The organism is Mycoplasma pogonae, from assembly GCF_054170725.1.
The window spans coordinates 126,958-148,285 of record NZ_JBSWZS010000003.1 but is presented as its reverse complement, the minus strand read 5'-3'; the positions used below and the strand labels follow the sequence as shown (position 1 = coordinate 148,285).

Here is a 21,328-nt window from a genome sequence, read left to right as displayed (position 1 = left end):
CAGTGGGAAATTCAATTACAAAAATTAGAGCAGCATTGAGTGCACTTGATGGTAAAGAAATTGAACCAGAATTACCAAGTATATCACTATCTTCTGGCGGTTCAACAATTGCAGATGAACCAATTACCACATTGCCTGAAACGGTTATACCTATAACAGCAATTCCAGTAGATTTTTCTAAAGAATTTAATAATTTAAAAAATGAAATTGATAATTATTTATCAGTTCAACAAACACCAACTTATTTAGATGCAACTAATAAAACTAATCAAGATTTGTTTGTATTAAATAGTATTAATGAAATACTAAAAAATAATAAAAGAAATATAGGTGGAAGTATTTTATTGAGTGATTTAAAAGATGACCTTGAAAAAATAAATATAGAAAAAACAATTCAAAAAATTAAGCAAGCTATTACAAATTTAGATGGAAAAAAAGTTGTTGAGCAAAAAAAACAAGAGTTACTATCAAAAATAGATTATGGAATTTATGCTTCTTTATCTAGTGCACAAAAACAAACATATAAAAATCAAATTAGTTTCATTGATGTAAATCAATCAGATTGAAAAAGCAGACTAATTGAAATAGAAAATTATATTGCTGAAATATTAAATTAAAGTATGGGAGATAAAAATGAATAAAAATAAAAAAATATGAATGAAATGATTATTAATAGGAAGCGGATTAATTGCAAGTGCAATTGTTATTCCGTTAGTTGTTGTTCAACCTTGAAACAGAGAACAAAAAAGTTTTAATAAAATTGATGATTTTTACTTAATTGAACAATCTAATGGAGGCATAGTTGAAAATTCTAATGTAGTTACATCAGAAAATGAAATTGATTGACAAGGAATTGATGATATAGATAATGGGGTAGAAATTTTTGTAGCATCTGATTCGGAATTTGCACCTAATGAAACATCAAAGCAAAATTATTTAGAACTGGCTTGAAATAATTATTTATCAATTACTCAGACACCACTTTACACTTCGGCTTCAAATAGAGACACTATAAATAATAAAGTTTTAAATGCTCTAAATAATATTTTAGAAACAAAAATGGAACATTTAGACACTTTGTCTAGTGAATTATCATCATCTACAACATTAGAAAAAGTTAATGAAGTAATAACTGAAATTAATCAAGCAATTAGAGAATTAGATGGTGCAAAAGTTATTCAAGAAGCTAAAAATAATTTAAAAGTGGATATTAAAAAAAGTAATTTATCAGTTCAAAAAGCAAAAGCATTATTTAAATTATTAAAAGAAATTAATGCTAATCAAACAGATTGAGAACAAAGATTGGAAGACATTAGAATTTTAATTGAAAATCTTAATCAAAATTAATAATAAATCAAAGGAGAAACTATAAGAAAAATTAAAATTTTAGGTTTATTTAGTTTGGCAATAGGTTTTTTTGTAGGGCTACCATTAATAGCGATTAATGTAGCTGCTGCAAAAAATAAGAATTTAAGTTATGAAATTATGACACCTAAAATTGAGTCAAATTTACAAGATCAAGCATTAGGCTCGGAAGTTTTAGTTCAAAATGAAATTAAAGGGCAAATGAATACTAATGATGAAACTCAAAAAAATAACTTTGAGCCTTTGCAAAAAATTAATTTAAGACCTAAAGTAATTTACAAACCTGAATGAAATCCTATGAAAGCGGGTGGTGATAGAGCAGTTAGATTAATGTTTAATAATACAGTAATTGTAAAAGAAGATCTATCAGAATATCAATTTTTTAAAATGTTGCAAGATCAATTAAAAGATTATATAGACAATATGAAAACTCCTTGATATACAGAAGCTACTAATGCTACTGAAAAAGATTTAAGAGTAAAAAAATTATTGAACTTTGTTTTAGATAAACCTATCGAAGACATTAAAACAGATATTAGCAAATATTGAATTAAACCCAATACTAGTTTGCTTACTATTGGTGTCATAATTGATCAGATTCAAAAAGCACTAGAAGAACTAAATGGGGCTGAAAAAATTGCTGAAAAGTTAAATAATTTTTCTTTAGAACTTGATACAAAATTTGCAGAATTACCTAAAAGTTTTAAAGAATCATTGCATATCGACCTTAAATATAATGTAAGTCCTTACATAATGAATTGAAAAACAAATTTATACAAAATTAAATTAAAAGCTGAAACAAAACTTTTAGAAATTCAAAAAAACTAAGGTTGAATTTTTAAAAATAATTAAAAACCAAAATATATACAAAATTAATCAAAAATAGTAAAAAAGGAAAACATGAAAAAAAATATTAATGAACTATACCAAGAAACATTACAAGAATTAAGAAGAGAATATGGCGAAAATGATAAAAGATTTATGACAAATTTAAGTTTTGATTTACATAAAAATATGGACTTAAATAATGAGGTTATTGATTATTTTGAAAATTTTGATTTAAAAGATGATCAATCCATCGATGAACAATTAGAAAAACAAATTCAATATACACAAACATATTCATCTAATTATGGTAGACCAGAATATTTAGAAAAACATGCAATTGAAAAACTAAATTATTTATATGAAGATGATGAATATGATAAGCAAAATGGAACAACAGCAGAAGAAGATTTAGGTGGTGCAGAAGAACAAATTATACGTGATTCAATGTATGTCTTTAAAGATATAGTTGTTTCAAAATTAGAAAAAAAATTAAATTTAGAAAACAAAAACAATGAAGAACAAAGATTAGTTCAATAAAAATACAAAACAAAATAACAAACAAATTAAACAAAAAGGAAAAATACTATGAATAATACAAAAATTACAAAAAAATTTTTATTAAATGAATTTAATGAATTTTGCAAAAAACAAAATAATTTAGAAAAAATTTTAGAAAACTATGCACATATTGATGAAGAGTTAATTTGAGATAATGAATTAGAGATTAAATGTGTGGTTAAAAATACAATTGAAGAAATTATTGAAGATTGAAATGATGAAAAAGATTTATATTATTTAAAAACATTTTCTGAATCAAATCAATTAAATAGATTCATATATTTTGCCCAAGATAAGTTAAATGAATATGAATTTAACACACATGTTTATAACTATGATTTAGAAAAGAATTCAGGTAAAAAAATTGAATTTCTAAATTTTTATAACAAAAAACATGGTCTTGAAGAAACTTACAAGTTAGAGGATTACCATAAAACATTAATGAAATCAGAACATGTAATTTATGAAGTTGCAACTTTTACAGTATTTAGTGAATTTGATTTGTCATTGCAAGAAAAACTAAAACATGAAAATGATCAAGAAGAAAATCTAGGTCAGGTGATGTAATGGTTAAAGTCACTAAAGAAATGTATATGGATTTATTAAATTCATATTGAAATAGTCATATTGAAAAACATGTTTTTCATATGGATTCAAATATTAGTCCTAGGTTACAAAAAAATCTTAACTTAAATAAAAGAGTACTTAAATATTTTGCAAAGTATAAATTTAATGAAGATTTAACAATCAAAAATTTTGAATATGAAATGTTTGATTATTCTAGAAAAGTGGAAGATGTTTGAGATGAAGAACCTAAATGATATGAAGATTCTAATAAAAGAGGTATAAGTTGGAATGAAGATAACATTCCTAAATTATTTAGATATTTAGATGAAAAAATAAATTTTGCAAAATTTTATTATGAAGAAAATTTTGATGAAGATTACTTTAATAAAAATGATTTAACTTATGAAAAAATTATTAGTATCGAAAAGTCTATTCATGTTTATGCAATTTGATCTTTTAGTGCAAAAATTGCTAAAGATATGGCTAAAAAAGTAGCTAGATTAGAAAAAAAATTAAATTTAGAAAACAATAATAACGAAGAGCAAGCATTAGCTCAATAAAAAAATCAAAACAAAACGATAAACAAATTAAACAAAAAGGAAAATATGAATAAGAAAAAACAGAAAGAAATAGTTTATATTAAATACTTTATGTATGATGCATATGTTTTTTTATATGAAGCTAAAAATGCTTTAAAAGAAAATTTAGTTTCTAGTGAATATTTAGAACATGAATATTATGAAAATCTTGATGAATGAATGGAATTAACAGAAACTTCTTTTGAAATTCTTAAGGAATTATATAGTTTTAATAATATTTATGAATTTAAAACATGGGAAGAATTTAAAACTGCATTAAATGATGAAATTGATTCAATTGATTTTGAATTATATGTAAAAGAAGATGAAGAGCTATTACCTGGTCATTTAATGTGATATCACTCAAAAACAGGCCATGGAATTCAAGCATACGATGCTAAAAGTGCCATTCAATCTATTTTTGGTGATATGTATCAAGAACGTACCAAAAGATTAGCTTCACAATTTACTTCACACATATATCAAGATGCAAAAGATAGACAAAAAGAATTTAAAAATTCTGATGAAGAAGAACTTGTGGAAGCAATGTAATTTATGACCATATCTTATAAAAAATATAAAAAAGCATTATCAGAATTAGAAGAAGAATATGTTATTCAAAACAAACATTTTTTTAATGAAATAAGCTGTGATTTGTCAAAAAATTTAGATTTAAATAGGAATGTAATTAAATGATTTAAAAATGCCTTTAAATATTTAAAACCTTGTGAATATGCTAAATTTTGTCAATTATTAAACAAAAGATTTTTTCATGATTTTCATTATGAAGGAGATTGATCAAAATACAGTCCAAATAAAAATAATTTAGTAAATTTGAAAAAATGTTTATTTGAAAAATTAAATTATTTAAATTCCAATTATGGACTTTTTAGCAACCGCAAAAACTTTATATGATCTATAGAAAATGCGGAATCATCAATTATTCGAGATGCAATTGATAAATTTAGAAAAATTCTTTTTCAAAAGATAAAAGAAATAAAAATGAATTAAAAAAAGCGAGTAATATTAATATGTCAGATAACGATTTAACCAAAAAATTTTATGTTTACACTTATCACCTTGGTGCAAAACGCATTTATGAAAATTCTTTTATAGAAAGCGCTTCTTTTACCAAGTACAAATTTCATTGTGAATCTTGCAAAGAAGGGGTTTTTAGTAATTTTGGTTATAACTGTTTATTCGGTAACATATGTTTATGTAAAACTAATAAATGAAAAAACTTTTTATTATATTCAAGTCCACTTATTAAAAATGAATATACATTTGAACCGATTTTACTTCATCTTTCAGATACTCCATTAGATTTCAATGTAATTTATAACAAGTTTAAAAGGTTTTATAATTTCAAAACAAATAAAAAATCAACAATTTGAACTGACATTGTTGGTCATTCCATTTATCACTCTAAAATTGTGATTATTAAACCTTATATTGAAAATAAGACAAAAGTGAAGTTAATTAAAGTTAAAACCAATAACTGAATTACTTTTAATTAGTTACTATAATAAAATTTACTTTCCGAATTTTTGAAGCACTCATTTTTCAAAAGAATTTTTATTAACAATTTTTAAACCAAATATCTTTTCTTTCTTTTTGATTATATTTTCAGGAAAATCAATATATTTTGCATCACTATAAATAAAATAAGTAATTTTATTATCATAAAATTCATAAATATGTGGTCATCAAGATTTATAGTGATCAAATAAACGTATAGATTTTGGCTTAGATTCTTTTCTATATTTTGGTTCCAAAATTATGCTTTGATTTTCTAATTTTCATCGCATTTCATTAATATTTATATAAAAAGCAAATTTTAAAATATAGTTTGAATTTTTTAATTTAATTGACCAATTTTGTATTAAATAATTATTTATTTCATCTGAAATTTTTATAGATTTGGGTTCATTATCATCTCAAAATTCTTCTTTATAACTAATCCCATTTTTTTCTAAAATAGAAATAACATCTTGTTTCATTTCTAATCTAGCTTTTGAATTAATTTCATTAAAGTATTTTTGCTGTTCTGGTGAATATTTACTTTTTTTCATAATATAAAAATATTAGCATAAACACAATTTAAAAAATAATAATTAATATAGTAATAAAAAATAAATAAGGAAGGTGATTATTGATTAATCAAGTTATTTTAGGTGGCTATTTAGCTGCTGACCCTGTAGCAAGAGTAGTAAATTCAGATAAAAGAGATTTAACAACAATTGTTGTTGGATCATCTAGTTATAAAAACAACGGAGAAGCGGATTTTATTTATGTTTCCGCCTTTGGACAATCAGCAAGATATGCAGCTGAATACCTAAAAAAAGGAAACCAAGTCATAGTTGAGGGTAGACTAAAAGACCACAAATATGTAAATAAAAATGGCGAACAACAAAGAAGATTAGAAGTAATTGCATTTAGAATTCATGGTGTTAAAAAATCCAATAATAGTGAAACTTTTGCAACAATTACAGAATTACAAGATTCACCATTTAATGAAATTAATAATGCTGATGAAGATTGAAACATTGATGATTTATTGGCTGATTTAAAACCAGTAAATACAAATCTCAAAGGTTAATTAAAAAAATTGAGTACAAAGCCAAATGTAATAGTAAAAATTAATTTTAAAGATCCTAATAAAGATCAAAAAGAAATTGCATTTTACCGCGATGGTGGAAAAGTTTGATATTTATCACAAGATAAAAAAATTTGGAAAACAGCTAAAACTAATAATGAATTGCTAGAAGAATTTAACAATTCAGGCAAAAGTTATTTAGATTTTATGAAGAGCCAACAAGCTTCTATAGAAAATAGAGCTTATGATAAAAGTGGTATGTGATCACTTCAAGCTGGAAGATTAGAAGAAATTGCTATTAAAGATTTAAGTAAACAAATGTCAAAAGAAACTATTTCAGAAAAACAAAAAATTTGGTCTGGGGTAATTTCTTTTGTGCCTGAAGTGCTAGAACAAAATAAAATATTTTCCCCAACTGAAATTTTAGGTTTATGTGTTAATGAAATTAATACATTAATCAAAAAAGAATTTAAAGATAATAAACATGTTAAAGTTTTATTAGCAATTCACTTAGATACAGATCACCCACACATTCAATTTGAAATGTTTGAAACCAAACCAATTTATTTGCATTCAACAAAAAATGAAATTATTTATCGTGCAAAGGGTGTGTTTGGTAAAGAGAATTTGTCTGATTTTATAATAAACATTGAAAAAAAAGTTTCTGACCCAATTATTAGTATTGAAATCCAAAAATCAAAAGAAGAAATTTGGAAGCAAAGAAATGTTGTTAAAGAAACTTTGAAAGATGTATTTTTATTAAATCAAACAACAAAAACAGATTTAGAACAAAATCAACAACTAATGAAATTAATTAATGAATTTCAAACATTACAAAATGCTAAAGACAAAACTAAAAAACCTTACTATAATAAATTTTTAAATCCAGCTGAAAAACAACAATTGCAAGCAATTTGAGATGGAATTTCTAAAACTGATAAAAGTTTGCAAGATTCATTGAAGAGTTATCGTTCACTAATGGATAAAATGTGAAGTAATTCAAAAATTCCTCAAAACAGAATTAAGCAAGTGTTTAGATCTGAAGAAATGGAATTAAAAAAACTTTGAACTAATCCAGCATTAAAACTTTTGAAAGATAATCAAGTAGAGAAAACAATTAATAATGGGAAAGAACATTATATTTTTGTTGCGCCGAATAAACCACAAAATCATACAAAACTATTAAAAAACAATCAAAAAATTTTAGATAAAAACAGAATTTATCAATTAAAAAAATCAATTAGAGAATTGAAATATGAATTAAAACAAATTGAGTGAGAAAGACAATTAGAAGCTCAAAAAGAAGAGTGGAAGGAATAACAATAAGATGAACAATTTATTTATATTTACAGGGAGATTGCTAAATGATCCCAAAGAATTTAGTGATGGTAAGTTTGTAGAAGTAAACATTGCTGAGTTAGATATGTCGAATACTGATAGAAAAAATTTTTTAAAATTCTTAGCAACCAATAAAACTAAGGAATTAGTAATCCAGCATTTGAAAAAAGGCGATTTAGTAATTATTCATGCAAATATATTTCAAAATCAAGCTTATAAACCAGATGAAAAGTATTCAACACCTTTTAGTATTTGAATAACTAAATTTAGCAAAGTTTCTCAGTCAAACAAAAAAGAAACAGAATTTTTAAATGATGTTGATAATTCAATTGGTATTGCAGAAGTGGAATCTGATTATATTTTGGAATAGTGAATGCGCAAGCATAAAATAGCACTTTTAATTATATTAATTATCAACACACTAGCCTTTATTGGTTTACTAATATCAATAATTTTATTTAAAGATAGCACAACTAATAAAGATGCATGGTATTTTGCTATTTTTGGGGTTGGAATTCTAGAAACAGCACTTTTAATCTCATGAGTAATTTTTAATAATAAAAAATATGGTGAAAACCTTAATGCAAAAAATAAACTATTAGCAGAAATTGAAAAATTAAAAACTGAAAATAAAAATTTAAGAATGCTAGAAATTCCCGTTGAGGGATTGGAAGAATTCATTAACAAAGTAGATTACAATGCTAAATTACTAGAGCAATTAGAGCTAGCATTGCCACATGTTATTGCTGCTAATAATTTAATAGAAAATTTCTTTGGTTTAATGGAAAAATTAAAAACCCAAATTGAAGAAACTCAAAATAATAAAAAAATAACAACAAATCAAAAAGTAAAACCAACACCAATAGGTGGAGGTCAAACTTATAAAAAACAAGAAATTATAAGAGATAAGGGCAAAAAAAATAAAGAAACAAAAATAGATATAGATAAGCAAAGAAAAAATTTGGAACAACAAAAAAAACTTTATGAAAAAGAACTAAGAAAAGAAACTGCTAAGTTCCAAGAAATAGCTGACAAATCACTAAGTGAGGAATTTGATAATAAAATTCAAAAATCAGAAGTAGAAAACCAAAGAGTTGAAAAGCCTATTTTAGCTGATGTAGATAAACGAATTAAAAAATATCATATTCCTAATGATGATTTCAATGATGAGGACGAAATAGGCATTGATTTTGACAATGATGAATAAAACAAAATTATTCAAAATTGGGTTTGTTGCCCTAATAAGCTCATCATTAGTAGGTTTATTTGTTGTAGCTCTAACTTATATAGTTCCAATATTATTTTTATTAATTAATGTTTTGAGCCTTATGGGCTAGGTTAGATGAAACAAAAAAAGTTTAAAAGATTATCTAAATTTTTTGCTTATTTTATTTTATTTTTACTTGCATTAATGTTAGTGATTGCGATTGTTCCTTTAGTTTATTGATTAGTTTTTGATAGAACCTGAAATCTTGGTGGTCAATTTTATTACATATATTTCTTAAAAACACAAACACAAATATTTTGAGTTTTAAGCGAAATTTTAGCTGCAATTGTTATTGTGATAGCATTATCAATTTTTGCGTGATTTTGAAAAAGAAGCTCAAAAAACAAAAATAAGGAATTTGAAAAAAATGTTGAAGAAGATGGTGGAGCAGCTTTTGCTTATGATGAAGTGAAAGAAACTGGAAACCGCAAAGCATTTTTAAAAGAATTTAAGGTTAATTATGATGAAAATGCTGATGCTGGATTTGTAATTAATTTTAATAGCAAATCAATTGTAGGTAAAAAGGGGCTTGTGAAGAAAATTAATGCTTCTAATAATGATGCAAATGCTGTTGAGTATTTTGTACTAAAAAAAGATATCCATGCCAAAGTGCTTGGGGGAACTGGTTCTGGTAAATCACAAAGATTTATTTTGCCAACTGCGAAATACAACATTAATTTGCCAAACTCGAATAAAAAACCTAATTTAATTTTTTCAGACCCTAAAGGAGAAATTTTAGAAGCTCTAAGAAATGATTTGGAGAAAAATAATTACATGACAATTGTTTTTGATTTAGAAAATCCGTTGTCATCAATTGGTTTTAACTTTTTAACTGAAGTTTGAGATAAATATCATTCTCAAGAGGGCAACCCCCTAGTTAATGAAAATGAAGCAAATCAATTACTAGATCAAGTAATTCACGGAATTTTTGATTGACCTAAAGGAGATGGTGAAACTTGATCCGAGGGTGGAAGAAACATTCTAAAAGCAATTGCTAAGTTTTTACTATTATTTTCAAAATTAAATCCCAATAATAATTTCACTAAAAAACATTTTAATTTAGCTACTTTTAATAGATTTTTAACAACTAAGCAATTAAAGCCTGGTGGAGAAATGTTTGAAACAATTAGAGAACTTGTAACAATTCCTAAAGAAAAATTTTTAGAAGCATCTAATGTTAAATTAAATGAATTAAATGGATTAAAAAATGATCCAAATTGAAATGAAAAAACATATAACGATTTACATACTTTTTATGATTCGCAATTTATGCCAATTTCAAATGTAACAGACACAACCTTATCAGGACAGTTATCTTCAGCAAATAAAGCATTATCTATTTTTGTGAATGATATAGGGATTAAATCATGAAGTTCAAGGCATGAATTAAATTTAAGTTCTTATTTAATAGCAGCTAATAATCCAGATGCACAACCTGTAGCAATTTTCATTAAATTCCCCGATTCTAATCCAGCAAGACATAGATTGGTTTCAACATTAGTTGATCAAGTTTATAGCAAATTGATTGAAATTGCTAATAAATCACCAAAACAAAAATATTTTAGAAAAAATTTGTTTCTATTAGACGAGTTTGGGAATTTACCAAAAATAGTTAATTTTGATAACAAAGTCACAATTGCCAGATCAAGAAATATTTTCTTCGCAATTGTATTGCAAGATTATAACCAATTAGGGAAATATGATGAGGGTTCTAATAAAAGCTCTTTAACTATTAAAAATAACATGGGGTTAACAATTTTCTTAAATTCAGAAGATGATGACACATTAAAAGCGATGGAAACATCATTAGGAGAAACCAAAATTAGGAAAAAATCTTTCTCATTCTCATCAAGCGATAACGCTAAAGGATTTAAATCTGTTAATGAATCAGAGAGTTTAGGATCTGAAAAATTAGTAACAATTGATGAATTGAAAACAATTCCTAAAGATATTCATATTGTGCAAATTTCAGGTCAAAGACCCTTGAGATTAAAATCAACTTTTGCCTATGAAGTTTGGAATTTGCCTAAGGATTCAATTGCAATAGAAGATACCAAACCATTTACTGAAGCAAGTTATTCATACGATTTTAATAATGAATTTTTAAATAAAAAAATAATTGAACCAGCAATTGAAAAATTTGTTGATGAAGATTATCAACAACAAGAAGCTGATACTGATGTTTATAAATTGAAAGAAGAGCTTGCTAAATTAACACCTGGAACAAGAAATTGACAACTACTAAAATATGAAATTGAAAAGTTGGAAAAAGAAAATGCTAAAAAATAAAAAAATTTGACTTGTAAGTTCATTAGCTACATTGTTGCCGTTAACTGTTGTAAGTTGCAATATCACTATAAAAGAAAATAAATGAGGCTTATCCCCTAAAAACCCACCACCTAATGGTGATATAGAACATTATGATGGAAATAATAATCAAAGAAATAACAATCACAAAGTAGATCTTAGTTATCTTAATGAGAGTTTTCCCCCTGAAATTAATATTGTCAATGGTGAGGGGTTGTCTGGTTTTGGGAAATGATGAAATCACAGTAAAAAACGACTAAAAACTGGAAAAAGATATAAAAGTTTTTTGCTCCAAATAAAAAATATTATTACTGAATTACATAGCAAAAATGAAGATTTTAAAGCTGATAATTTTGGTGATGAAAATATTTTTAAAAAGTTAAAAACAATGTTTTTTAACAAAAAAAGATTATTTAATAAAGCAATGGAAAATCCAAGCCAAAATACCACAACAATTGAATGGAAACAATTTGAATTTGATGATAAAAATGAAATTGTTTTTAATGAAGAGGATTTGAAAGGGGGTGAGACGGAATTAATAAGCTTGCTATTTGGAGGGCAATATTTTTGAAATAAAAAGTTTTTAAATGTAATTGAAAGCGAAGTAGATTGAGAATTAAGTTTATTTACTTTTGCTAACAATAATGATCAAGGTTTTAGTGAACAAGCCCTAAATGGTGGGTTGAAATTAAAACTAGAAACTGTTTTAACAAAAATTCAAGAATTATTGGATCCACAAATTTTATTAGCATTGAATCGAGAATGAATATTTTTAGTGCCTGAAGATAATGGAAACTTTGGCATGATGGCAACAAATCAAGATGATAAATTGTCATACAACCAAAAATATTGATACAGAACTTATTTAGAAAAATTAATAGATTTTTATTTGCCAATTTATTGGCAACTATTTAGGAAAGATGAAATCCTAGATATACCAGAATTTTTAGGTGAACAATATTCCATGATGGATCAATATATGATCACCGCAATAAATAAAAATCATAACAAAAAAATTGATTTACATCATTTTTATACAGATGATGAAATGAAGTCAAAATTTGAAAATTGAGTAATAGAAAATTCAACTTTTTATAGTTGAAAGTATGGGGAGTTTTAAATGGGAAAGCAATTATTAGCTAATACACGAGGAATAGCAAAGGATTTAAAAGAATTTAACTTTATGGAATCCGCCAATGCTTTCCCTGTGGAGTATAAGCTAGCTACTTTATGAATAATTTTTGCAGTAGCTTGAGCTTTATATATCTTCATAAAATGAAGAAAAAACAAAACAAATATCAGAGGAATTATCACCCACAAAAGGGCTGTGGTATTTATTGTGACATTCACAATTATAGTAACAGCTACTATTATTTTACTTAATGGTGGATAGTGGTGATAGTTTTCTAAATCAAATTTAGGAGAAATACAAAATAAATGAGTAACAAAATATTAACAACAATGAACATGGTTTTAACAGCTGCAGCTGATAATACATTACAAGCTCCGTTAACTACAGCAACAAAAACACTTGAACACACTTTATGAATGGTTTTTCTATCAATTGCTGGAATTCTTGCGATGTTTTGGGGAGCTTCAGGGATTTGAATTTGATGAAAATTACAACATGCTGAAGACCCAAATGAAATAGAAAAAAATAAAAAAAGATTTAAATACTGATTGGGATCAATTTTAGTACTTGTAGTGATATTGGGAGTGTATTCATCAATTCAAGGATTAATAATTGCCTTTATACCAAATATTTAGGAAAAAATATGAAACAAAAATTTAAAAGGAGGTTAATTTGGGAGCAATAATATCTTGAATTATATCTCCACTTACTTGATTATTATTCACAATGGCGTGAGCGGTTTTTGTATGAGCGCCAATGATTATAATTGCGTCAATTAGTAAAATATTTAACATTTTTAGCTTAGAAATTTTATTGAAATTAATTTTTGGTGAAAATTTAGATTTTACAAAAATTATCTTTTTTAACAATGCAGGATATTTGGTTTTAACAATTTTGGGAATATTTTTAGTTTTAATTTTATTTATATTTGCATGGACGCGATTCATGTTCAATATGAATAATGAAAATGATCCTGAAAAAAATACTATTAAAGTTTATTTAAAAAACTTGCCTATTGCAATTGGTTTAATAATCTTTATTCCATTCATTTTATTTTTTGGATTAATGCTAACATCATCAATATTCACTTTTATTAAAATAGCTTTTTTAGGAAGTGCGGATATAACTATAGATAGAATTTTTTGACAAGCTTTAATGCCTCAACATATGACTGACAATTCATCTGATTGGGGACTAATCGCTGATCAAGGATATGTTGCTCATGCTGGTGGAGTGTTTGGCGCGGTTTCTAAAGTTTTTTGAACTGCTAGTCCAGGTCAAGCTGTAGGAACTATTATTACAATCTTTATAGCTGCCGTTGTCCTATGTTTTGTTTTATTAAAACTAGTGATCATGCAGGCTATGGCTTTGTTTCATATTGTGTTTACATTCATTCAAGCACCAATTTGAGCAGCATTTAGTGTGAGTGATGGTGGTTTAAAAATAAAACAATGAAGAGTCAAAATGCAACAAAAAATTTTAGGCTACTTATTAATTAATTTAATGTTTGTAGCTTGAGCATCTTTTTCAGCAATGCTAACATCAGCTAACGTGGAAAGTTATTTTATAGAAAAGTTAGATGGCAATGTTGCTGAGGGAGGAAATGCTTTCGAAAGAGATGTAAATAATGGATTTAATTCAGTAGGCAAATATTTTACTGGTGTGGAACCAACTACTTATATGACAATTTTAATTATGAGAGTAGTTTTAATTGTGGGAACAGCCGCTGCATTTAGAAGTTTAATTCAAGAAATTTTAAGTTACTTCGGATCAACCGAAACATTTAGCACAATGAATGCAGATGCTAGTCAAATTGCTTCTATAGCAACTAAAATGGGATCTCAAGGAGCAATGTTTGCTTCAGCTGGTATTGGAGTACTAGGTGGGAAAGCATTAGGGATTCAAGCTAATGGAATTGGAGATTTAGTTAAATTTGGTGGAACCAAAATGGCAAATTCACTTAAAAATTCTTCAGCTGCTCAAAAATTAAAAAGTACTAAAGTAGGTGGCTGAGCATCAGAAAAAGCTGGTCAATATAGAAACTGAAGAATGGAGAATGACAAATTACAAAATCCAGATAAATATAAAAATCAAAATGGAGGGAAAAAATAAAAAATAATTAATGGCAAAAAAATACCAAACAAAAAGATTTAAAAACAATAAAATTCAAATTTGAAAATCTTTGGGATTATTAGACTTCCTTATCATAGCAATAATTATAGTCATTGGAATAGTATTCGGAATTGCTTCTGGTTTAGAAATTCACTTGGGATTTAAGTTTTTGATCAGTGTAGCAATCTGACTTATTTTAACACCACTAGTAAAGAAAAGTAAAAGGCACAATGTCAGAGGATATATGGTCTTATTGTATTTGTTTACATATATTGCAAGACCAAAAAAATATCGAGCTGATGCTAAGGGAAATTTGAATACTAGTTCATTAGTGCCTTATGATCAGATTAAAGACGGATATTTAAAAACTGGTTCATTTTATGTTGGTGGTGTTCATGTTGATGGAAAAAATATTTCTTTAGAAAACGAAGAAGATCAAAAGCAATATGTTCAATTGCTAACAGAAGCATTAAGCAAAATACCTTATAAATCTACAATTGTTAAACTACCAAAAAGAAATAATTTAGATATTAACAAAAAAGCTGTTAATGAAGCAATCAATAATTTAAAAAAATCAATAACCTACAAAAATCAAACATGAAAAGAAAAAATTTTAACAGCATTTGAAAATGATTTTGAAAATCACTGAGAAAATCAATTAATGTCCGATTACTATGTTATTTTTTATCACACTAATTTGGAAGAATTAAAAAAAGCAATTATGTTATTTACTAATGATTTAAATAATATCAATTTAATTACTGAAGAATTAACATTAAGAGAAACATTAAATTTAACTTTAAAAATTTTTAATTCTGAAGATGAATTTGATGATGAAGAATATCAATTGATGTTAGAAGGAGAAAAACTAGAGAAGTTTTATAAGTTTGATAACTTAACATTTGAAACAGACAAGTTTTATATTAAAGATTCAAATAATGAAAAAAAATATTATTCAGCCCAAACAGTCAGAGAGTTTGGTTACATTTTAAAAGACAATTGAGTTCATCAATTTTTCGCCTCTGATAGTGTTGTAGTTTGACACTTAAATAAATTAGATGAAACAGTAAGAGATAAATTAATTGGTAATACTGCTAAAAATTTAACAACTAATGTTAATGAAGAAAAAACTATTATTGGTAAAAGAAGATATGGGCTTGAAGGTCAAGCGATGGATGACTTAATTGACAAAGCTGCACTTGGTGAAGAAGCAATTTTTAAATCAACTATTATATTCTTAAATCAAGCAGATAGCAAAAAAACCTTAAAAGAAAAAAATAAGGTAAATAAAATTAATTTAGTAGCAATACCTGCTTATATTAATCCTTTGAAATATCGGCAATTTGAAGGTTATAGTGAATTGCATTTGAAAAGTCCTGATATGCTAAAAGAATTTATTGAGCAACCCGCTTCAAATATTGCTTTTGCATGGCCTTTTATTAGCGAAAGATTAAATGATGGAAATTTTAATTTACTAGGACAAAGTTTAACGGATGCAACACCAATCTTTTTTGATCTTTTCAATAATAATGAACAAAGAAAAAATAATAATTTAACAATTATGGGTACTTCAGGTTCTGGTAAATCGACTTTAACAAAAAAATTCATGGCTAATGCTATTTTAAATAACCAAAAAATTATTTTATTAGATCCCCAAAATGAATATGCTCCTAGTGGTAGAAAAATGGGTGTGGAAATAATTGATATCGGAGCAAATGACAACACTGTTTTTAATCCATTGCAAATTAGAAAAGCATTTAATCCGGTGGCGTTAGATAAGGCTAATCAAGAAGATGATAAAGATTTTGGAGTCGGAGATAACAATGCCAAAATTATTAATATTTATGAATCTTCAACTTTAAAAAAGTTTTTCCAAACACTATTTGAAGAATTAAACAAACATCAAATTAATTCAATTATTGAAAATGTAAGAGAGCTTTATAAAAACCCGAAGTTTCAAAATTTAAAAACATCAATTACTGAATTAAAAAATGATGAATATCCAATTTTAGATGATTTGATTACAACTTATGAAAAGAATCTTAAGAAAATTAATTATTTAACAGAAATTCAAAAATTACAAGTATTAAATAGTTTGAAATTTTCATTTGGAAAAGATGGAGATTTAAGACATTTATATAATGGACATACTAATTTCGAAATGAAATCTAATTACACAATTTTTAATGTGGCACCATTGTTAGAATATGAGCCAAAAATTTATCAAGCAGGATTTTTCTTAATTCTTTCTTATATTCAAGGAAAGGTTGCTGAAAACTGAATTGATAGTTATAAAACAAAACAAAAATTATCATTAATTATTGATGAAGCCCACCGCTTTATTGATGAAAAAAATGATATTGCCCTTGATTTTATTTACACAACAGCTAAAACCATTAGAAAGTTTGGTGGAGGATTGATTTTAACCACCCAAAACCCCAAAGACTTTGCAGTTAGTGGAGATGGATTAAGAAAATCACAAGCAATCATTGAAAACTGTCAATATTCAATTTTCTTTCAATTGAAATCTCAAGATGTTGATGAAGTAGATAAATTATTTAAGTCATCTGGAGGTTTAACTAAATCTGAAAGAAACTTTATTACAAGAGCTAAAACTGGAGAATTTTTATTTAGTGTAAATACAAATAAAAGAATGCTAGTTGATGCTTACTACAATGATTTAGAAAAACAACTTTTCTTTGATCAAGGCGATAAAAGAAAAAATAATCAACAAATTAAACAAATCAATAAAAGAAAGTAGAGGAATGAATTTAGTAATTATAGAAGGATCTGGAAAACGTGGAACAATTCAAAAATACCTAGGTAATGATTATCGGATTATTGCTACAGGGGGGCATCTAAGGGATTTAGATCACAAATACAACAATGGTTATGGGTTTGACTTTGAAACTCTAAAACCAAAATGACAAGTAGTAGAAACGAATATTAAAAATCAAAAACAAAAAATTATTCATGAAATTAACAAAGCAGCTAAAGATGCTCAAAACATTTATATTGCAACTGACCCCGATCGTGAGGGTGAGGCAATTGCATGACATGTAAAAGAAGTAATTGAAAAACCTTATCACAACAAAATTAAAAGAGTGACATTTAATGAAATTACTAAGGTAGCAGTTTTAAATGCTATTGCTAATCCTCGTGATATTGATACCAAAATTGTAGATTCACAATTTGCAAGAAGATTGTATGATAGGTATTTCGGTTTTAAAGCTTCAACTTTAGTAAGAGCAGCTGTGACTGGGGCAAAAAGTGCCGGACGGGTTCAAAGCGTAGTTTTAACAATTTTAAAAAATAGATTAGATGAGATTGCTAATTTCAAACCAGAAACTCACTATGAAATAAGTGCCAAAATGGATGAATATCTAACAATTAAATTATTAGATGGTAGTGGACAAAGCGTCAACAAGTTTACTGATTTTGAAGAAGCAAGTGATGTTTTAAAAAATTTAACAAACGACTTTGTGCTAGTCAATAAAAAAGAAAAGTTTACATTAAAAAAACCAGCAAAGCCATTTGAAACATCTGAATTTCAAAAAATAATTGGTAAAAAACTTAAATTAAATCCTAAAGAAATTGAAACCATTTTACAAGCTTTTTATCAAGGGGTTGAAATTGATGGAGAAAATCAAGCCCTATCAACATATCCAAGAACTGATAGCACAATTATTAGTGATACATTTATCGAAAAAGCAAATCAATATGTACAAGCTAATTTTAGTAAAGAATACTGAAATACTAGTGCTTGGTTCAATGAAATTAAATTAAGTAAAAATGCTCAAGCAGGGCATGAAGCATTGCGGGTAATTGATTTAGAGAATACCCCAGAACTAGTGAAGCCCTGATTAAGTGAAACTCAATACCAAGTTTATAAAGAACTATACAATAACACTCTTGCCCTATTTTTAAGTTTTTCAAAATATGCTAATAGTTATTTTTGATTTGAAAATGAGGGTGAAGTTTTTTATGGAACAGTCAATAAAAGAGTCTTTGATGGTTGAGAAATCATCAATGAAACTCAATCTAAAAATAAAACAATAACTGATTATGAATTAGAAGAAACATACCAACCGCAACAGCCAACAAAAGTTAATGATGTAACTACCACCCCACCAACTTTATTTACTCAAGCAGATTTAATTGATTACTTAAAGAAAAAAGGGATTGGACGACCATCAACTTTTGTAACTATGGCTGAAACTAATATCAATAATAAATATGTTGAATTAAACAAAAAGAAACAAATGATACTAACTGATATAGGCGCTAAATTAGCAACTTATGAAACAGAAAATTTAAACAAACTAATTAATGAAAACTTTACATCTGACATGGAAACAACATTAGATGAAATTGCTAAGGGCAATATTAAATGAAAAGATTATGTCATTAATAATATCAAAGTTATTGATGAAGTAATTAGCCCATTAAGTAGTGTAGTGCAAAAATACCGCTATGAAGTTGAAGAAGCAGATTTTGCATGTGAAAAATGTGGAGCTACTGTTTTTCAAAAGAAAAAAAGTGATGGCTCACCATATTATCAATGCGCTAATTACAAATGAGATCCTAAAAAGAAAAAGAATGTTGGATCTTGTTCATTTGTAAGATGAGAATAATCTATATACAAAATTTTTAAAAACACAAAATAATACAAAAAATTCAACCAAAATAAATTTAGGAGATAAATGGAAAAAATTAAAAATAAATTCAAAGTATGAAAAACTAGTTTTGTAAATTGGTTCAAAGGTAACCAAAACAAAACAAAAAGCCAAGAGGCTGAAAAAAAATGTGGTAATTTGAGATGATCAGTGCCAAAAGATGATTCAAAAGATCAATAAAGATTTAAAACCATTTTTTAAATGGAATGGTGGTTTGATGCGATGAGCCAAAACATTACATCAATACATTCCTGAAACATTTAATACATATCTAGAACCATTTTTAGGTTCTGGTGTTATGTTATTGCAAATTCAACCACATAAAGCAATTGTTAATGATGTAAATAGAGAATTAATTGCCACTTGAAAACAGTTTTATGAAAAACCCTATGCTGTTATTCATGGGCTAGAAAGACTTTTAAAAAAACATAGTGAAACTCACTATTATCAAGTGAGACAACTAAGAAATGAATTATTAAAAAATGAAAAACAATACCGAGCAGATTACTTTTTATACTTAAACATCACTGGCTATGGGCGATTGTATCGTGTTAATTCTAAAGGTTTATTCAATAATCCAGTAGCTAAAGTTTTGCTAAAAAGAAAAACTCAAAGAAACCTAGATTATAAAAAATTTGCTAGTGTTGCCAAATATTTAAAAGATTCGGAAATGGAGTTTTTAAATACTAATTATAAAAATGTTTTGACAAAGGCAAAACCTGGAGATTTTGTTTTCATTGACACTCCATATGATTTTTCAGATGATGAAGATATGAATTGAGTAATGAAAAAACAATTGAATACTAAAGAATTAATAACATTATTTAATGAAATCAAAGCATTAAATAATCAAGGTGTAAAAGTCATGTTTGTGAATAAAAATTCTAGTTTAGTGCAAAAAATATTTGCTGACTTTAATTTTTATCCATTACCAGAATCTGAATCAGATGAAGTGATTATTACTAATTATGTAGTAGCTAATGCAAAAAACTAGCATCATAGCTGAGATTAAAAGTAATTTCAATATCGTTGATGTCATAGGACATTATCTAAATTTAGCTAAAAGTAGCAATAGTAGTGGCAATCAAATTGGAATTTGCCCATTTCACGCTGATAGCAAACCATCATTAAATGTAAATGCAAAAAACAATTTTTTAAATGTTTTGCCTGCGGTGCAAGTGGCGATGTAGTTAATTTTGTAGCTAAAATGCATAACTTAAGCACTAAAGATACAATTAAATACTTTTTAAGTGAGCCATTTGGGAAATTAAAAAGTCAAGTTGTAATCAAATTAACAGAAGATAAACCCATAAAAGCTGATGAAAAAGTAATTGAGATGTTATGCAATTATTGATTTTTAAAAGCTTTTGCTAAGGGAGGAATTCCTGAGCGGGGGATATCGATTGCAGAAATTAAACAATTTCAAATTGGTTATGATGATGGCAACTGGATACAATCCTTTATTGGTCGATTTGGAGAGCAATTTTTAAAGGATAAGGGCTTAATTAATGACAAAGGAAATTCGGTTTTTAAAGGAAGAATCATTTTTCCAATTAAAGATAATAAGGGGAAAATTATGGGCTTTTCCGGAAGAACCATTCACAATCAAGCAATGGTGAAATATTTAAATAACAGAGCTTTTAAAAAAGAACAATGTTTATTTAATATTAATCACGCCGCAAAAAAAGTGGTGTTAGTGGAAGGATTTATGGATGTAGTGGCTTATTTTAAAGCTGGCATAAATTCAGCTGTAGCGCTGATGGGTGCAACTTTGTCAAACAAACAATTAGCCCTTTTAAAAGATAAGCAAGTTTATTTACATTTAGATAATGATAAAGCAGGTTTGGAAGCTACACAAAAAATTCAAGCGCAATTAGCTACTGTTGGTATTGAGAATTTTGTGATTCAAGGAATTCAAGGTTTAGATCCTGATGAGATTAGCAAAATACCCAATGGATTAACAAGATTAAAAAATTATAAAAATTATTTAGTAGAGGAGTAAGT

24 protein-coding genes and 1 pseudogene are annotated in these 21,328 nt (G+C 26.4%); 24 read left to right on the top strand and 1 reads right to left on the bottom strand.

Annotated elements, in window-relative coordinates:
* The 9 genes from ACW95P_RS01905 to ACW95P_RS01865 all read left to right on the top strand — a co-directional run.
* Positions 1-617: hypothetical protein (locus tag ACW95P_RS01905; RefSeq protein ID WP_457961552.1), on the top strand; the 617-nt coding region annotated here is incomplete at its 5' end.
* A gap of 16 nt (positions 618-633) precedes the next feature.
* Positions 634-1,347, top strand: coding sequence for a hypothetical protein (locus tag ACW95P_RS01900; RefSeq protein WP_457961551.1), 714 nt, complete (start codon positions 634-636; stop codon positions 1,345-1,347).
* Between the two features lie 54 nt (positions 1,348-1,401).
* Positions 1,402-2,193, top strand: coding sequence for a hypothetical protein (locus ACW95P_RS01895; RefSeq protein WP_457961550.1), 792 nt, complete (start codon positions 1,402-1,404; stop codon positions 2,191-2,193).
* 72 nt (positions 2,194-2,265) lie between these two features.
* The gene (locus tag ACW95P_RS01890; RefSeq protein ID WP_457961549.1) at positions 2,266-2,730 is read left to right on the top strand and encodes a hypothetical protein; all 465 of its coding nucleotides are present in this window, start codon (positions 2,266-2,268) and stop codon (positions 2,728-2,730) included.
* 48 nt (positions 2,731-2,778) lie between these two features.
* Positions 2,779-3,318, top strand: a complete 540-nt coding sequence (locus tag ACW95P_RS01885) for a hypothetical protein (protein ID WP_457961548.1) — start codon at positions 2,779-2,781, stop codon at positions 3,316-3,318.
* On the top strand, positions 3,318-3,878 hold the full coding sequence (locus ACW95P_RS01880; RefSeq protein ID WP_457961547.1) for a hypothetical protein: 561 nt from the start codon (positions 3,318-3,320) through the stop codon (positions 3,876-3,878). Before ACW95P_RS01885 ends, ACW95P_RS01880 begins: the two co-directional genes overlap by 1 nt.
* A 45-nt stretch (positions 3,879-3,923) precedes the next feature.
* Positions 3,924-4,448 carry a hypothetical protein gene (locus tag ACW95P_RS01875; protein ID WP_457961546.1) on the top strand — a complete coding sequence of 175 codons (525 nt, stop codon included), beginning with the start codon at positions 3,924-3,926 and terminating at the stop codon, positions 4,446-4,448.
* 3 nt (positions 4,449-4,451) lie between these two features.
* Positions 4,452-4,907: a hypothetical protein gene (locus tag ACW95P_RS01870; RefSeq protein ID WP_457961545.1), complete on the top strand. Its 456-nt coding sequence runs from the start codon at positions 4,452-4,454 to the stop codon at positions 4,905-4,907.
* Between the two features lie 20 nt (positions 4,908-4,927).
* Positions 4,928-5,413, top strand: a complete 486-nt coding sequence (locus ACW95P_RS01865) for a hypothetical protein (RefSeq protein ID WP_457961544.1) — start codon at positions 4,928-4,930, stop codon at positions 5,411-5,413.
* 15 nt (positions 5,414-5,428) lie between these two features.
* Here ACW95P_RS01865 and ACW95P_RS01860 read toward each other — a convergent pair whose 3' ends face one another.
* Complete coding sequence (locus ACW95P_RS01860) at positions 5,429-5,968, bottom strand: hypothetical protein (protein ID WP_457961543.1); 540 nt, start codon at positions 5,966-5,968, stop codon at positions 5,429-5,431.
* 80 nt (positions 5,969-6,048) lie between these two features.
* Here ACW95P_RS01860 and ACW95P_RS01855 point away from each other — a divergent pair, with 80 nt between their 5' ends.
* From ACW95P_RS01855 to ACW95P_RS01785, 15 genes and pseudogenes are all read left to right on the top strand, one after another.
* Positions 6,049-6,495 carry a single-stranded DNA-binding protein gene (locus tag ACW95P_RS01855; protein ID WP_457961542.1) on the top strand — a complete coding sequence of 149 codons (447 nt, stop codon included), beginning with the start codon at positions 6,049-6,051 and terminating at the stop codon, positions 6,493-6,495.
* A 9-nt stretch (positions 6,496-6,504) separates the two neighbouring features.
* On the top strand, positions 6,505-7,812 hold the full coding sequence (locus ACW95P_RS01850) for a hypothetical protein (protein ID WP_457961541.1): 1,308 nt from the start codon (positions 6,505-6,507) through the stop codon (positions 7,810-7,812).
* 7 nt (positions 7,813-7,819) lie between these two features.
* Positions 7,820-8,200, top strand: a complete 381-nt coding sequence (locus ACW95P_RS01845) for a hypothetical protein (RefSeq protein ID WP_457961540.1) — start codon at positions 7,820-7,822, stop codon at positions 8,198-8,200.
* Positions 8,201-8,203: 3 nt separating this feature from the next.
* Positions 8,204-9,037 carry a hypothetical protein gene (locus ACW95P_RS01840; protein ID WP_457961539.1) on the top strand — a complete coding sequence of 278 codons (834 nt, stop codon included), beginning with the start codon at positions 8,204-8,206 and terminating at the stop codon, positions 9,035-9,037.
* Positions 9,038-9,172: 135 nt separating this feature from the next.
* Positions 9,173-11,386, top strand: a complete 2,214-nt coding sequence (locus tag ACW95P_RS01835; RefSeq protein ID WP_457961538.1) for a type IV secretory system conjugative DNA transfer family protein — start codon at positions 9,173-9,175, stop codon at positions 11,384-11,386.
* On the top strand, positions 11,373-12,524 hold the full coding sequence (locus ACW95P_RS01830; protein ID WP_457961536.1) for a hypothetical protein: 1,152 nt from the start codon (positions 11,373-11,375) through the stop codon (positions 12,522-12,524). Before ACW95P_RS01835 ends, ACW95P_RS01830 begins: the two co-directional genes overlap by 14 nt.
* Complete coding sequence (locus tag ACW95P_RS01825) at positions 12,525-12,797, top strand: hypothetical protein (protein WP_457961535.1); 273 nt, start codon at positions 12,525-12,527, stop codon at positions 12,795-12,797.
* A 44-nt stretch (positions 12,798-12,841) separates the two neighbouring features.
* On the top strand, positions 12,842-13,171 hold the full coding sequence (locus ACW95P_RS01820; protein ID WP_457961534.1) for an Mbov_0395 family pilin-like conjugal transfer protein: 330 nt from the start codon (positions 12,842-12,844) through the stop codon (positions 13,169-13,171).
* Between the two features lie 121 nt (positions 13,172-13,292).
* Positions 13,293-14,648 carry an Mbov_0396 family ICE element transmembrane protein gene (locus tag ACW95P_RS01815; RefSeq protein WP_457961533.1) on the top strand — a complete coding sequence of 452 codons (1,356 nt, stop codon included), beginning with the start codon at positions 13,293-13,295 and terminating at the stop codon, positions 14,646-14,648.
* 10 nt (positions 14,649-14,658) lie between these two features.
* Positions 14,659-17,409 carry an Mbov_0397 family ICE element conjugal transfer ATPase gene (locus ACW95P_RS01810; protein ID WP_457961532.1) on the top strand — a complete coding sequence of 917 codons (2,751 nt, stop codon included), beginning with the start codon at positions 14,659-14,661 and terminating at the stop codon, positions 17,407-17,409.
* Positions 17,410-17,413: 4 nt separating this feature from the next.
* Complete coding sequence (locus ACW95P_RS01805) at positions 17,414-19,282, top strand: DNA topoisomerase (protein WP_457961531.1); 1,869 nt, start codon at positions 17,414-17,416, stop codon at positions 19,280-19,282.
* Positions 19,283-19,351: 69 nt separating this feature from the next.
* Positions 19,352-19,504, top strand: coding sequence for a hypothetical protein (locus ACW95P_RS01800; RefSeq protein WP_457961530.1), 153 nt, complete (start codon positions 19,352-19,354; stop codon positions 19,502-19,504).
* Entirely contained in the window at positions 19,485-20,318 is an 834-nt protein-coding gene (locus tag ACW95P_RS01795) for a DNA adenine methylase (RefSeq protein ID WP_457961529.1), read from the top strand. Before ACW95P_RS01800 ends, ACW95P_RS01795 begins: the two co-directional genes overlap by 20 nt.
* A pseudogene (locus ACW95P_RS01790) lies at positions 20,305-20,513 on the top strand (CHC2 zinc finger domain-containing protein); the annotation flags it as partial. The gene ACW95P_RS01795 and the pseudogene ACW95P_RS01790, both read left to right, overlap by 14 nt.
* An 18-nt stretch (positions 20,514-20,531) precedes the next feature.
* Positions 20,532-21,326, top strand: a complete 795-nt coding sequence (locus tag ACW95P_RS01785) for a toprim domain-containing protein (RefSeq protein WP_457961553.1) — start codon at positions 20,532-20,534, stop codon at positions 21,324-21,326.
* The last annotated feature ends 2 nt before the right edge of the window (positions 21,327-21,328 follow it).